Source organism: Streptococcus parasalivarius (assembly GCF_054785155.1).
Genome location: NZ_BAABOB010000005.1, coordinates 22,918 through 37,068 on the forward strand (window position 1 = coordinate 22,918; position 14,151 = coordinate 37,068).

Here is a 14,151-nt window from a genome sequence, read left to right on the forward strand (position 1 = left end):
TGAGATAAGATAGCATAAAAATGGTATAATTGGAAGCATAAACTTTTTAGAGGTTATCAATGAAAATTGCTGATGGTGTCTATGTACACTTCATTCCAACACAAAAATATAAAACTAATCGTATTGTTTTTCGAATGACAGGTTCTTTGAATAAACAAACAATTGCTAAACGAGCTCTGGTTTCACAAATGTTGGCTACAGCCAATCAGACGTATCCAACAGTACAGTCTTTTAAAGAGAGATTAGCTTCTCTTTATGGAACACAGTTGTCAACTAGAGTGTTAACTAAAGGGTTGACACATAGTGTTGACATAGAGTTGACATACCTGAAAGATGCCTTTATCCCTACGAATAATGGATTATTTTGGGAAGTTCTAGGATTTTTGAAAGAGTGTCTTTACAAGCCGCTGTCAAGAGTAGCTCAATACCAAAATAAAGTATTTGATATAGAGAAACAAAATTTAAAGACTTACCTTGATGTTGACACAGAGAATAATTACTATTACAGTGAAGTTAAGGGAAGAGAGCTTTATTTTGTAAATGAGGGCTTGAAAGTTCCCAAATATGGTCAAGTAGAACTTGTTGAAGCCGAGACTTCGTTTACAGCTTATCAAGAATTTCAAAGTATGTTGACAAGAGATCGCATTGATATCTTTATGGTTGGAGAATTTGATGATTATCAAGTACTCCAAGGTTTACATCGTTTTCCTTTGGAGGGACGTCAAGTTGATTTACAGTTTAGCTATAGTCAACCTTATGTCAATGTGGTGAAAGAAAAGATAGAACCTAGACAGAGTAGTCAATCTATTCTACAATTAGGGTACCAATTTTCATGTCAATATGGAGATAAAGATTACTTTGCTTTAATTGTATTCAATGCCATGTTTGGTGAATTTGCCCACTCTGCTTTATTTACAACGCTTCGAGAAAAGGAAGGATTGGCTTATTCAATTAGTAGTCAATTTGATGTCTTTACAGGTTTACTAGAAGTTTACGCTGGAATTGAAAAATCTAATAGAAATCAGGCTATGCGAGGAATTAGTAGAGAATTGAATTACATTAAATTAGGACGTTTTTCAAGTTCTCTCCTGAATCAAACCAAAAAAATCATACGAATGAATGCCCTACTCTCTGAAGATCATGCCTTAACATTGGTGGAACAACGTTTTAATAAGGTGATTTTTGGCGATAAAAGTCTTTCATTAGAGAATTGGTTAGATGAGATTGAGAAGGTTACTAAAAAAGATGTTTGCCGTGTAGCGCGTCAAGTTAAGCTACAGAGTTTGTTCTTTTTAGAAGGAGTGTCTTAGAATGGCTGCTTTGAAGAAACGTTATTATCAAAAAATTGATGAAGAAGTTTATTCAGCAATTTTAGATAATGGTATGTCTTTATCAATTATTAAGAAAAAAGGATTTTTAGAAAAAGCCGCCTTTCTGTCAACGAATTTTGGGGCGCTAGATAATCACTTTTATATTGATGGTGAGTTACAATCTTACCCTGCAGGTATTGCTCATTTTCTGGAACACAAGCTATTTGAGGATGAGCAGGGAAGGGATGTGACATTGGATTTTGTCAAGCTTGGAGCTGATGTCAATGCTTTTACAACCTTGGATAAGACAACATATTATTTCTCTACCCTTGACCACTTTGAGGAGTCTTTAGAACTTTTATTAAAGTTTACATCAAAGTTTACAAGTTCCGAAGATACTGTCAACCATGAAAAAAGAATTATTGAACAAGAAATAAATATGTATCAGGATGATCCTGATTATAGAGTATATCTGGGTTGTTTACAAAGTTTGTATCCCAATACTATATTAGGACAAGACATTGCTGGAAGTGTTGATAGCATTGAAAAAATTACTGTAAAGGATTTGAAAGATAATTTTGACTGCTTTTACAAACCAGCAAACTGTCATCTCGTTTTGGTAGGTGATTTTGATGTTGAAGATATTTACACTTTTGTCAATGAAAAACAAAGCGGGTTTACACTACCTGAGAGAATAGTTGAAAAAGAAAAGAACTCCATTGAGTCAGATATCCAAAAATTAGATAGTCTTCAAATGGATATTTTCATCTCAAAGCTAGCCATTGGTTTTAAGAGTGTTCCTTTTACTGATAATCGTATGAGAGAAAACATACTGGTACAGTTATTGTTTAATTTACTGTTTGGCTGGACGTCTCCTTATTATCAAAATTGGTATGCTGAAGGAAAAATAGATGAGTCTGTGTCAATTGAATACGAGGTATCTAATCGATATTCATTTGTCATTATGACTATGGACACTGCAGAACCTATTCGTATGTCAAGTTTAATTCGTCAAGTGATGACGTCGGCAGATAAAAAAAGACTGTTGACGGATGAGGCATTGGATTTGCAAAAGAAAGCTTTGTATGGTGAATTTTTACGTAGTCTAGACAATATCCAGAATTTAGGAAGTCAGTATTTAGCTTATTTTGAGAATGATAAAACATACTTTGATTTTGGTCAGGAACTGATGAGCATTACTTCCAAGGATTTGAAGGATTTTTTGAATCACTATCTCTCAAATATAGAGATTACCGATTTTGTTGTCTTCCCTAAATAAGTGATTATTTGCTATAATAGAGACACGAAAACAAAGAAGAATATTAGAAAGGGGAAAAATGAAGTTACACTCTCTAGGTGAGCAATTACGTGCAGCACGTATAAAGAAAGAATTAAGTTTATATGATGTAGAAAAAATTTCTGGAGTCGAAGCTCAGTTTCTTCTGGCTATGGAAATGGATCAACTTAAAGCTTTGCCAGAGGACATTCAGCAAGAAGCGCTTGAAAAGTATGCCACTTCAGTTGGTTTAGATGGAAAGCGTCTGTTTGAGGAGCAGAGGCAGAACGAGCAAAAACTAAAAAAAGAAAAGAAAACAGTTGAACGTAAGGAAGAAAGCTTAGCTACCAAAGCTCCTATGTCACGCTTTTTAAAGCATAAACGTGAAGAAAAAAGAAAGTCTAACTATCTACCTTTACTAATTCTTAGTGCGGTTTCGTTACTTATCATTTGTTCAGTAGGTTATATTATTATTAGACATCTTTCTAATCAACCTCAGGTGATAAAACCGAATACTATCTCTACAGTTAATCATCTATCAACGGCTAGTAAGGCTAAATCGTCACGAAGCATTTCTGAGGTTACCGTTTCGGGGGCAAATGTAACAACGACAACTCAAGGAAATCAGCTAATGGTTGATTTCTCCAATGTAAATTCTTCAGTAGTTTTAGATGTAGAGTTATCAGAAAATAATGATGACACCTGGTTTTCAGTAGATAATTCAGAGACTTCAGAGAGTTACCTCCTTTCAAAAACGAAAAATTCAAAATACTCTTTAGATTTTTCTGATAAAACGAAACCAACTCAAATTATTATTGCTCAATCTTCAAAAGTAACTCTAAAGGTAAATGGGGAGTCACTTGATTTATCGCAATTAGATAAAAATACACCTAGCTACCTAACATTAAGAATCCAATAGAATCGAGAAGAAATGTTTAAAAAAGAAAATTTACCTAACTTATTGACACTTGCTAGAATTATTTTGATTCCTATCTTTTTATTGATGACATCATTTGCGTCAAGTAATATCATGCATATTGCTGCGGCGGTTGTCTTTGCTATTGCCAGTATTACAGATTATTTGGATGGCTATTTGGCACGAAAATGGCATGTTGTTACTAATTTCGGGAAATTTGCAGATCCATTAGCGGATAAAATGTTGGTAATGTCAGCTTTTATTATGCTAGTAGGTATTAATCAAGCGCCATCCTGGGTAGTTTCAGTTATTATCTGTCGTGAGCTTGCAGTCACAGGTCTTCGTCTTTTATTAGTGGAAAACGGTGGTACAGTTCTCGCTGCAGCTATGCCTGGTAAGATTAAGACAGTGACTCAGATGTTATCTATCATTCTATTATTGTGTCATTTGCATTTTATTGGAACAATTATGCTTTATATCGCTTTGTTCTTTACAATTTACTCAGGCTATGATTATTTCAAAGGTGCAGGTTTCTTATTTAAGGATACTTTCAAGTAGTACGATAAACAAATGATTGAAATAAAAAATTTAAAGTTTAAATATCATCAAGATCAACCATCCTATATTCTTGATGATGTATCGTTTCACGTGAAACGTGGGGAGTGGCTATCCATTGTAGGGCATAATGGTTCTGGAAAATCCACGACAGCACGTCTTATTGACGGACTATTAGTGGCAGAGTCTGGGCAGATTATCGTTGATGGTCAAGGATTAACAGAAGAGAATGTCTGGGATATTCGTGATAAGATTGGCATGGTCTTTCAAAATCCAGATAATCAATTTGTTGGGGCAACTGTTGAAGACGATGTTGCTTTTGGTCTTGAAAATAAAGGTGTTCCCTATGAAGAAATGGCTTCAAGAGTTCAAGAGGCTCTGGAATTTGTAGGAATGTCAGAATTTAAGGATAGAGAGCCAGCTAGATTATCTGGAGGTCAGAAACAACGTGTGGCTATCGCAGGTATTGTAGCTATGAGACCCTCTATTTTGATTTTGGATGAGGCAACTAGTATGCTGGACCCAGAAGGTCGCCAGGAATTGATTCAATCTATTAAAGCTATTCGTAAAGAATACGGAATGACTGTTTTATCAATTACTCATGATCTCGATGAGGTCGCTTTGAGTGACCGTGTTTTGGTTTTGAAAAAAGGTAAAGTGGAGTCTGTTTCAAGTCCTCGTGAACTATTTAGTAGAGGCACAGAGTTGGTTGACTTAGGTTTGGATATCCCTTTTAGTGCATTATTAACTCAAAAGCTAAGAAATAAAGGTCTGATAGAGTGTGAAGACTATCTGACAGAAAAGGAATTGGTAGAACAATTATGGGAATCTCTCTCGAAAATGTAAGTTATATCTATCAAGAGGGTACTCCTTTTGAGGGGCGTGCCCTTTTTGAATTGACAACGACGATAAAAGATGGTTCATATACAGCCTTTATTGGACATACAGGAAGTGGTAAATCTACTATTATGCAGCTCTTGAATGGCCTCTATATACCAACTAGTGGCCAGGTTCAAGTTGATGATACTATCATAACCAGTCAATCAAAGAACAAGGACATAAAACCAATTCGTAAGAAAGTAGGTTTAGTTTTTCAATTTCCAGAAAGTCAGTTATTTGCAGAGACTGTTTTAGAAGATGTTGCCTTTGGACCTCAAAATTTCGGAGTTTCTAAGGAAAAAGCAGAACAACGTGCTATTGAAAGTCTAAAATTAGTTGGACTCCCGGAAGAATTTCATGGACAGAATCCTTTTGATTTATCAGGAGGGCAAATGCGACGCGTTGCCATTGCAGGGATTCTAGCTATGCAACCAGATATTCTAGTGCTGGATGAACCGACTGCCGGTCTAGACCCACAGGGACGGAAGGAATTGATGTCTCTCTTTAAGGAGTTACATCTTTCTGGAATGACGATTGTTTTAGTCACTCACTTGATGGATGATGTTGCCGATTATGCGACAGCTGTGAATGTTATGGAAAAAGGGCAACTGGTATTTTCGGGAGCTCCTAAAGATGTTTTTCAAAAGGTTACTTTTCTTAAAGAAAAGCAATTAGGTGTTCCTAAAATTACAGAGTTTGCACTACAGCTACAAGAAAAAGGTTATCGATTTGAAACTCTCCCTATTACAATCGAGGAATTCGTAGAGGTGGTGTCGCATGGATAAGTTAATTATTGGACGTTATATTGTTGGGGACTCTTTTATACACCGATTAGACCCTAGAAGTAAATTATTAGCCATGCTGATTTATATTGTTATTATCTTTTGGGCTAATAATCCCTTAACTTATGCTGTAATAACTTTATTTACATTTTTCTTGGTTTTCTTGTCTAAAATAAAACTTGGTTTCTTTTTAGGTGGAATTAAACCGATGATTTGGATTATTTTATTTTCTACCCTATTTCAAGTTTTCTTCAATACAAAAGGGAGTGTACTTTGGTCTATCGGCTTTTTTAAGATTACAGAAGTCGGTTTAAATCAAGGTTGGATGATATTCCTTAGATTTATCCTCATTATTAGTTTTTCCACCCTACTTACTCTAACGACAACACCTTTAAGTTTATCTGATGCAGTTGAATCACTTTTGAAACCTCTTACTGTTTTCAAAGTGCCAGCACATGAAATTGGTTTAATGCTATCTTTGAGTCTACGTTTTGTACCAACTTTGATGGATGATACAACTCGTATTATGAATGCTCAAAAGGCGCGTGGTGTTGACTTTGGTGAAGGAAATATTATTCAAAAGGTACGCTCAATAATACCTATTTTAATACCTTTGTTTGCATCAAGCTTTAAACGAGCAGATGCTCTGGCGATTGCTATGGAAGCACGAGGCTATCAAGGTGGTGAAGGACGTACAAAATATCGTCGACTTTCATGGAATGGTCGAGATACCTTATCAATTATTGCTATTTTAGCTTTAGGATTAATGCTTTTTTATCTTAAGAGTTAATTTGTTGAGATAAATAAAAACTAGGTCTTAAGACCTAGAAGTTTTAGATGGACGCCCACGTAGGTGTTCTTTTTTCGTCTAATCCCAACCTACTTGTAATATTTTTAATATCCCTAACAAGGGGATGTTATATTTCCAAGGTATCATAGATACATGGTTATAGTTCTTCAGCTTAATCTGGATTGAAAAATCCCTATATAGAATAAGCCCGTTGATTTACCTATTAGTCATAAACAAAAAAATAACTTAATATCTTTGACTAATATGAATTGGACTATAAATAGATAAAGGAGCATCATCATGCAAAAAAAGAATACATCTAACACTAAAAAATTAGGTCTTTTTGGACTTGTTACAGTAGCAACACTTGGAGCAACAGCCTTAGCTAATGCAGAAACTTACACAGTTCAAAAAGGCGATACCCTTTCAGCTATTGCTAAGAAGAATGGTACGACTGTAGATGAAATCGTTTCAAAAAACGGTATTCAAGATGCCAATAAGATTTCTATTGGTCAAAACTTAACAATTAATGAAACTACTGAAGAAACTACAGAACCTTCAGTTACAACAGAAGCAACAGAAGCAACTGCTGAATCAACACAATCAACAGAGTCTACACAAAGTGAAGATACTCAAGCAACCAATACAAATCTTTCTTCTTCAGAGGCAGCTGCCAAAGAAGAAATTGCACAACGTGAGTCAAGCGGTAGCTATACAGCTCAAAATGGGCAATATTATGGACGTTACCAATTAGCATCATCATATTTGAATGGAGACTTGTCTCCTGAAAATCAAGAGAAAGTAGCAGATAATTATGTAGCAAGCCGTTATGGTTCATGGACTGCAGCTCTTGCTTTCTGGAATGCTAATGGTTGGTACTAAATCATTATTACTGACTTATGAGGAAAACTAGTAAAACCTCATACAAATAAGGGGAAAATGCCAGATTTTTGGCATTTTTTTATTAAAATGATAAATCATTGTAACATTAGACATAATACAAATAATCGGCAGTAATATTACTAGGTTATGATGAATGTAACTAGAATTAACTAGGAGGGATTTATGTTTAAAAAAAGTTATAAGGGACGCCGTATCAAATTTGCAGCGAAGAAATCATTGGCGGTACCAGTAGCAATTGTAACAAGTTTTATTGTCATTTTGGCAGTATCACTGTCTACACTAATTAATAAAGGGTTGGTTAATGCATTTTCAGATTCTGTTACTCCAGCGCCTTCAACAGCATCAAAAACATCAGAATCGACAGCAGATTTAGTAAAATCAACAGAAATTAGCTCAAGTAAAGATAATAAGGCTAATAAAGAAAAGGTTGAAGAAAGTAAGCCTCAGTCAGAAACAACAGGAGAAGCGGTAGAAGCAGCTGAAAAGTCTCAGTCAGATACTGCTACTACAAGCACTGCTACAACGAGTACTGATACTACGTCGACTCAAAATACCGGAACAGCTCCTTCGGTTGCTGCAAGTGGTAGTGGGGCAGTTGTTCTCTCAAATGGTAACACTGCAGGAGAAGTTGGTTCTTATGCAGCGGCACAGATGGCAGCTGCTACTGGTGTTCCTCAGTCAACTTGGGAGTCAATTATTGCGCGTGAGTCAAATGGTGACCATACTGCAGCAAATGGTTCAGGTGCATCAGGTCTTTTTCAGACAATGCCTGGATGGGGCTCTACTGCAACGGTTGAGGATCAAATTCAATCAGCCTTGAATGCCTATAACGCACAAGGTTTGTCAGCTTGGAATTACTAATATTAATAGAAGTTGGGAGCATACTCTCAGCTTTTTAATTTGGATGTGGGTAATATGTTTTATAGAGCTTTTTGTTATTATTAGGTAGGGTATGGCCTTTTTGTTATAATAGGAATGAAAGGTATAGCAATGAAACAAATTTTTAAATCAAGAGAAAAGTTGTGGGTTTCTCTTATTATTATAGCTTTTGCTGTGTTATTGGTTACACCACAACTATTTACAAGAAAAGTCATTTTAGGTTCAGATTCCATCTTTCACTATAACAGATTCTATGAAGCTGCTATGCAACTAAAAAATGGTAACCTTTCTTACTTTTTATCTTTATATGGATTCCAACAGTCAGGCCGCATTGTCAATGCTCTTTACGGTCCTTTTTTTGCCTATTTACAAGGAGGGCTTGTTTTAATAAGTGGCACTTGGTTTCGTTATCAGATTGTGTCAAGGGTATTACTACATATACTGTCTGAGTCCTCAATGTATGCTTTGCTCAAGCAGTGTAAAGTTAAGACAACAATTGCCTTGTCACTAGGTTTACTCTATGCGACAACATTCTCTATTCAATACTGGACGATGCGTCAGGGGTTCTCTAGTTGGGGAGCAGCTTTACTACCTTTTTGTTTTATTCCAGCAATTCACTATGTCTTTTATCAAAAAGTAGAACCAATTAGACTTGCCTTATCTATGGCATTGATTTTTCAGGTTCACGTACTTAGTGCTTTGATGCTAGTGATGATGTATCTTCCTTTTTATCTTTACACTTTTGTAAAGTCTCCTGTCGCAAAGAAAAAGGAAACCTTCGTGCAAGTCGTTATAGCAGTCATTCTTTTCCTCTTATTGACTGTCAATGTCTGGTTAGTACTCCTATATTTGAGAGGTACGAATCATCTTTTAGATCCATTTATAAATAGGGAAATAGGTAAGAATGGAATTGATGGAACAGCAAGATACTGGCTATATACCCCAATTTCCTTAATGGTATTACTCGTTTTACAGTTTGTTTACGCTATTTTGAATTGGAAGAAATTGGCCAAATGGAAAAAAATATTGCATTTTATCTATTTTATCTTCTTTTTCTTATCAACAGGTCTTTTTCCGTGGCAGTATCTAGTGGAAAATGGAAATACCTTTGCTGAATTGATTCAATTTCCATTTCGATTCTTTGTTCCTGCAACCATTTTGCTTTTAGCCATTACAGGATTAACTGTCACACGATTTGTTAACTGGCGAAGAAGTATTGCTGTTTTACTCTTTGCCTTTGCGGGTATTGGTCTTATTCAGAATATGATGGATACTACCGATCGTGTAAAAACTGCGGCACAGGATGGTGAACTCATTTCCGTGGTCAAACATACTTATGTTGAGGGTGATTACCAGACGGTAAGTCTTATTATGGATGACAGTGATTTGTCACAGTTTTTAAATTTAGTTGTTAAACCGACACCAGATTATGTACCAATTTATGGGACAATAGGTAAGCAGAATACTTACGATCTTTATTATAAAAATGTCGTTAAGAATCAGAGTGCAGAAAAGTGGCTCGAAAATGGTTATCTTGTATTAACTTGGCAAGCTGCTGAAGGAGAGGAGCTAAACTTACCAATAGTTGTCTATAGAGACTCCATCTTGACACTAAATGGCCAAGAACTGAACAAGGCTGATTATAAATTGTCAACAATTGGTACACCAATAGTTTCATCACAAAAAGGGCAGAATAAACTGGTGTTAAGTTACCAAGAACCGGGATGGTTAGTTATAGCTGTATTGATTCCAATAATAGTCTGGGGATTAATATCTTTACAGTGGGTTTACACTAAAATAAATATAAAAAAGGTTGCCTAGTGTAACCTTTTTGCATTATTCTTTAATCATGATATAATTAAGCTTGCGTGCTTTTACGCTTCAAAATCGACCTTCAAATCGATATTTGAATAACTAGACCCTTCAAGTCTATGTTAAATTTTATTTGATGGGAGGAGTTATCAATGACTGATAATTCAAAAACACGTGTTGTTGTCGGTATGAGTGGTGGCGTTGATTCATCAGTAACAGCTCTACTTTTAAAAGAGCAAGGCTATGATGTAATTGGTGTCTTCATGAAAAATTGGGATGACACAGATGAATTCGGTGTATGTACAGCTACCGAAGATTATAAAGATGTGGCAGCAGTAGCTGATCAGATTGGTATCCCGTATTACTCTGTAAATTTTGAAAAAGAGTACTGGGACCGTGTATTTGAGTATTTCTTAGCAGAGTACCGTGCAGGTCGCACCCCTAATCCAGACGTTATGTGTAATAAGGAAATCAAGTTCAAGGCTTTCCTCGACTATGCTATGACATTGGGAGCGGACTATGTGGCTACAGGGCACTATGCTCAAGTTGTTCGCGATGAAGATGGTATTGTCCATATGTTGCGTGGTGCAGATAACAATAAAGATCAAACCTACTTCCTTAGTCAACTTTCGCAAGAGCAGTTGCAGAAAACGATGTTTCCTTTAGGGCATCTGCAAAAGCCAGAAGTTCGTGAAATTGCTGAACGTGCTGGTCTTGCAACAGCCAAGAAAAAGGATTCAACAGGAATTTGTTTTATTGGTGAAAAGAACTTTAAAGAGTTTCTTAGTCAGTACTTGCCAGCTCAAAAAGGTCGTATGATGACTGTCGATGGTCGTGATATGGGGGAACATAACGGACTCATGTATTACACCATTGGTCAACGTGGTGGTATGGGTATTGGTGGTCAAAAAGGTGGAGATAATGCTCCTTGGTTTGTAGTAGGGAAAGATCTTTCTAAAAATATTCTTTACGTGGGTCAAGGTTTCCACCATGAGTCGTTGATGTCAACTTCACTTGACGCTTCAATGATTCACTTTACTCGAGAAATGCCAGAAGAATTTGAAATGGAATGCACAGCAAAATTCCGTTATCGTCAACCTGATAGTAAAGTTACTGTAAAGGTTAAGGGTGATAAAGCAGAGGTTATTTTTGCTGAACCTCAGCGTGCTATTACACCTGGTCAAGCTGTTGTTTTCTATGATGGTCAGGAATGTTTGGGCGGCGGTATTATTGACCAAGCGTATAAAGACGGAAAAGTTTGTCAGTATATCTAACTGGAGGTAAGTAATAACGATGAGTTCCCAATTGTTTTATGCATTTATGGCATTTTTCGCTATAATGAATCCAATTTCAAATCTTCCTGCTTACATGGCTTTAGTAGCAGATGATAGTCAAAAAATTTCACGAAAAATTGCTTTTAGGAGTCTTTTGATTGCCTTTGTTATTGTAACTGTTTTTATCTTTTCAGGAGATTTCATTTTTAAAGTATTTGGAATTACAATTGTTTCTTTCAGAATTGCTGGTGGAATATTAGTGGCCGTTATCGGTTATCATATGATTAATGGTAATCATTCACCTAGCTATAAAGGAATGGAGCAGCAAGCAGTAAACTCAGATCCAATGTCTATTGCTATTTCTCCTCTTGCAATGCCGCTTTTTGCAGGACCAGGAACAATTACAACTGCCTTAAGCTTGGCTAATGGAGGTTTGCGGAATCAACTAATAACCGTAGTTGCTTTTGCTATACTATGTGTAATCACTTATCTCCTACTAAGAAGTGCAAAACAAATTGCAGGCTTCTTTGGAAAAAATTTGATGAAAATTATAACGAAAATGATGGGACTTTTACTATTCTCGATAGGAATACAGATGATTATCGTCAGTGTGCAGACCTTGATCAAACAGTGATTTGCATTGACAAAACGATTTGATTTGATAAAATAACTTTAACAATAGTCATGATGGTCAAAGCTCATGAGAATTGTGCGTTTTTGCGTACAGTTTTCTGGAGTTTTGGCTATTTTTGTAGGAAAAAAACAAAGAAAGGATAGGGCAGTTGATTGTAAATCACTGCATAAATCTAAAAAATGTCTTACGAGTTTGATGAAAATTTTGATGTAATTGTTGTTGGTGCTGGTCACGCCGGTGTGGAAGCTAGCTTGGCTGCAGCCCGTATGGGATGTAAGGTTTTATTAGCGACCATTAACCTAGAGATGCTGGCTTTTATGCCGTGTAACCCTTCTATCGGTGGATCGGCCAAGGGGATTGTTGTTCGTGAAATTGATGCTCTTGGTGGAGAGATGGGTAAAAACATCGACAAAACCTACATTCAAATGAAAATGTTGAATACTGGTAAAGGACCCGCAGTTCGAGCTTTGCGTGCTCAAGCAGACAAAGCCTTGTATGCCATGACAATGAAACATACAGTTGAGCGTCAGGAAAACTTGACTCTACGTCAATCAATGGTTGATGAAATACTTGTTGAAGATGGCAAGGTAGTCGGTGTAAGAACAGCCACAAATCAAAAATATGGAGCTAAAGCTGTTGTTGTAACAACAGGAACGGCTTTACGTGGTGAAATTATCCTAGGTGAGCTCAAATATTCTTCTGGACCAAATAATAGTCTTGCATCGGTTACTTTGGCTGATAATTTGAAGGAGCTTGGGCTTGAAATTGGCCGATTTAAAACAGGTACTCCTCCTCGTGTCAAGGCATCATCAATTAATTACGAAGAGACGGAGATTCAACCAGGTGACGAAAAGCCGAATCATTTTTCATTCTTGTCGAAGGATGAAGACTATCTTCAGGATCAAATTCCTTGTTGGCTAACTTATACGAATCAAGAGAGCCACGATATTATCAATAACAATTTACACCGTGCACCGATGTTCTCAGGTATTGTCAAGGGAGTAGGTCCTCGTTACTGTCCATCAATCGAAGATAAAATTGTCCGCTTTGCAGATAAGAATCGTCATCAGCTTTTCCTTGAACCTGAAGGAAGAGAGACTGAAGAAGTCTATGTACAAGGTCTATCAACAAGCTTACCTGAAGATGTTCAAAAAGAGTTGATTCACTCAATCAAAGGTCTGGAAAAGGCAGAGATGATGAGGACTGGCTATGCGATTGAGTATGATATTGTCCTTCCACATCAATTACGTGCAACACTTGAAACGAAGTTAATTTCAGGTCTCTTTACAGCAGGACAGACCAATGGAACTTCTGGATACGAGGAGGCAGCAGGTCAAGGTCTAGTTGCTGGTATTAATGCAGCTCTTAAAGTTCAAGGTAAACCAGAGCTTATTCTCAAACGTAGTGATGCCTATATTGGTGTAATGATTGACGATCTTGTCACGAAAGGAACCCTGGAACCATATCGTTTATTGACTTCACGCGCAGAGTATCGTCTTATATTACGTCATGATAATGCTGACATGCGCTTGACACCTATTGGTCGAGAAGTTGGCTTGGTTGATGATGAACGTTGGAATATCTTTGAAATTAAGAAAAATCAGTTTGACAGTGAGTTGACACGTCTGTCAAAAGAAAAATTAAAGCCTATCAAAGAAACAAATGAAAAAATTCAAGCTCTAGGATTTAAGCCTTTGACGGATGCCATGACAGCCAAAGAGTTTATGCGTCGACCTGAGATTGATTACGCTACAGCTACTCAGTTTGTCGGTCCAGCTGCAGAAGATTTGGATGCTAAGGTTATAGAGTTACTTGAAACTGAAATCAAGTACGAAGGTTATATCAATAAAGCTTTGGATCAAGTAGCTAAGATGAAGCGAATGGAAGAAAAAAAGATTCCGAAAAATATTGATTGGGATGCTATTGATTCTATTGCAACTGAGGCTCGTCAAAAATTTAAGAAAATAAATCCTGAAACCATTGGTCAAGCAAGCCGTATTTCAGGGGTTAATCCAGCAGATATCTCTATTTTGATGGTTTATCTTGAAGGCAATAATAAAGCTCGACGTAAAGTGGATTAACAGTCGTAACACTTGTAAAAGCCTTTTAATTAAGGCTTTTTTATGTTATAATTGTTAGAT

General features: G+C 36.5%; 13 protein-coding genes. All 13 read left to right on the forward strand.

The window, feature by feature from the left end; translation table 11 throughout:
- Positions 1 to 59: 59 nt before the first annotated feature.
- Positions 60 to 1,310, forward strand: coding sequence for an EF-P 5-aminopentanol modification-associated protein YfmF (gene yfmF / locus ACYVQ1_RS05530; protein ID WP_347100249.1), 1,251 nt, complete (start codon positions 60 to 62; stop codon positions 1,308 to 1,310).
- A 1-nt stretch (position 1,311) separates the two neighbouring features.
- Complete coding sequence (gene yfmH, locus ACYVQ1_RS05535; protein ID WP_461250107.1) at positions 1,312 to 2,589, forward strand: EF-P 5-aminopentanol modification-associated protein YfmH; 1,278 nt, start codon at positions 1,312 to 1,314, stop codon at positions 2,587 to 2,589.
- 58 nt (positions 2,590 to 2,647) lie between these two features.
- Positions 2,648 to 3,505: a helix-turn-helix domain-containing protein gene (locus ACYVQ1_RS05540; protein WP_201041202.1), complete on the forward strand. Its 858-nt coding sequence runs from the start codon at positions 2,648 to 2,650 to the stop codon at positions 3,503 to 3,505.
- 12 nt (positions 3,506 to 3,517) lie between these two features.
- On the forward strand, positions 3,518 to 4,060 hold the full coding sequence (gene pgsA, locus ACYVQ1_RS05545; RefSeq protein WP_461250108.1) for a CDP-diacylglycerol--glycerol-3-phosphate 3-phosphatidyltransferase: 543 nt from the start codon (positions 3,518 to 3,520) through the stop codon (positions 4,058 to 4,060).
- A gap of 12 nt (positions 4,061 to 4,072) precedes the next feature.
- Complete coding sequence (locus ACYVQ1_RS05550; protein ID WP_461250109.1) at positions 4,073 to 4,903, forward strand: energy-coupling factor ABC transporter ATP-binding protein; 831 nt, start codon at positions 4,073 to 4,075, stop codon at positions 4,901 to 4,903.
- Positions 4,879 to 5,721, forward strand: coding sequence for an energy-coupling factor transporter ATPase (locus ACYVQ1_RS05555; RefSeq protein ID WP_461250110.1), 843 nt, complete (start codon positions 4,879 to 4,881; stop codon positions 5,719 to 5,721). Before ACYVQ1_RS05550 ends, ACYVQ1_RS05555 begins: the two co-directional genes overlap by 25 nt.
- Positions 5,714 to 6,508: an energy-coupling factor transporter transmembrane component T family protein gene (locus tag ACYVQ1_RS05560; protein WP_461250111.1), complete on the forward strand. Its 795-nt coding sequence runs from the start codon at positions 5,714 to 5,716 to the stop codon at positions 6,506 to 6,508. The genes ACYVQ1_RS05555 and ACYVQ1_RS05560 overlap by 8 nt, the downstream gene beginning before the upstream one ends.
- A 300-nt stretch (positions 6,509 to 6,808) precedes the next feature.
- A complete protein-coding gene (gene apf, locus ACYVQ1_RS05565) occupies positions 6,809 to 7,390 on the forward strand; it encodes an aggregation-promoting factor (protein ID WP_145517036.1) in 582 nt (193 codons plus the stop codon).
- A 183-nt stretch (positions 7,391 to 7,573) separates the two neighbouring features.
- Complete coding sequence (locus ACYVQ1_RS05570; RefSeq protein ID WP_461250112.1) at positions 7,574 to 8,272, forward strand: transglycosylase SLT domain-containing protein; 699 nt, start codon at positions 7,574 to 7,576, stop codon at positions 8,270 to 8,272.
- Positions 8,273 to 8,401: 129 nt separating this feature from the next.
- Positions 8,402 to 10,111, forward strand: a complete 1,710-nt coding sequence (locus tag ACYVQ1_RS05575; protein ID WP_461250113.1) for a hypothetical protein — start codon at positions 8,402 to 8,404, stop codon at positions 10,109 to 10,111.
- Between the two features lie 143 nt (positions 10,112 to 10,254).
- Positions 10,255 to 11,376: a tRNA 2-thiouridine(34) synthase MnmA gene (gene mnmA, locus ACYVQ1_RS05580; RefSeq protein WP_461250114.1), complete on the forward strand. Its 1,122-nt coding sequence runs from the start codon at positions 10,255 to 10,257 to the stop codon at positions 11,374 to 11,376.
- 19 nt (positions 11,377 to 11,395) lie between these two features.
- Positions 11,396 to 12,010, forward strand: coding sequence for a MarC family protein (locus tag ACYVQ1_RS05585; RefSeq protein ID WP_461250115.1), 615 nt, complete (start codon positions 11,396 to 11,398; stop codon positions 12,008 to 12,010).
- A gap of 179 nt (positions 12,011 to 12,189) precedes the next feature.
- Positions 12,190 to 14,091 (forward strand): tRNA uridine-5-carboxymethylaminomethyl(34) synthesis enzyme MnmG, encoded by a 1,902-nt coding sequence (gene mnmG, locus ACYVQ1_RS05590; RefSeq protein ID WP_461250116.1) that lies wholly within the window; start codon positions 12,190 to 12,192, stop codon positions 14,089 to 14,091.
- Positions 14,092 to 14,151: the final 60 nt, after the last annotated feature.

What these genes read in the sequence shown, in the direction of transcription:
- ACYVQ1_RS05560 (WP_461250111.1), top strand. Translation starts at nt 5,714, where the DNA reads ATGGATAAGTTAATTATTGGACGTTATATTGTTGGGGACTCTTTTATA.
- yfmF (WP_347100249.1), top strand. Translation starts at nt 60, where the DNA reads ATGAAAATTGCTGATGGTGTCTATGTACACTTCATTCCAACACAAAAA.
- apf (WP_145517036.1), top strand. Translation starts at nt 6,809, where the DNA reads ATGCAAAAAAAGAATACATCTAACACTAAAAAATTAGGTCTTTTTGGA.
- mnmG (WP_461250116.1), top strand. Translation starts at nt 12,190, where the DNA reads ATGTCTTACGAGTTTGATGAAAATTTTGATGTAATTGTTGTTGGTGCT.
- ACYVQ1_RS05540 (WP_201041202.1), top strand. Translation starts at nt 2,648, where the DNA reads ATGAAGTTACACTCTCTAGGTGAGCAATTACGTGCAGCACGTATAAAG.
- yfmH (WP_461250107.1), top strand. Translation starts at nt 1,312, where the DNA reads ATGGCTGCTTTGAAGAAACGTTATTATCAAAAAATTGATGAAGAAGTT.
- mnmA (WP_461250114.1), top strand. Translation starts at nt 10,255, where the DNA reads ATGACTGATAATTCAAAAACACGTGTTGTTGTCGGTATGAGTGGTGGC.
- pgsA (WP_461250108.1), top strand. Translation starts at nt 3,518, where the DNA reads ATGTTTAAAAAAGAAAATTTACCTAACTTATTGACACTTGCTAGAATT.
- ACYVQ1_RS05555 (WP_461250110.1), top strand. Translation starts at nt 4,879, where the DNA reads ATGGGAATCTCTCTCGAAAATGTAAGTTATATCTATCAAGAGGGTACT.
- ACYVQ1_RS05550 (WP_461250109.1), top strand. Translation starts at nt 4,073, where the DNA reads ATGATTGAAATAAAAAATTTAAAGTTTAAATATCATCAAGATCAACCA.
- ACYVQ1_RS05585 (WP_461250115.1), top strand. Translation starts at nt 11,396, where the DNA reads ATGAGTTCCCAATTGTTTTATGCATTTATGGCATTTTTCGCTATAATG.
- ACYVQ1_RS05570 (WP_461250112.1), top strand. Translation starts at nt 7,574, where the DNA reads ATGTTTAAAAAAAGTTATAAGGGACGCCGTATCAAATTTGCAGCGAAG.
- ACYVQ1_RS05575 (WP_461250113.1), top strand. Translation starts at nt 8,402, where the DNA reads ATGAAACAAATTTTTAAATCAAGAGAAAAGTTGTGGGTTTCTCTTATT.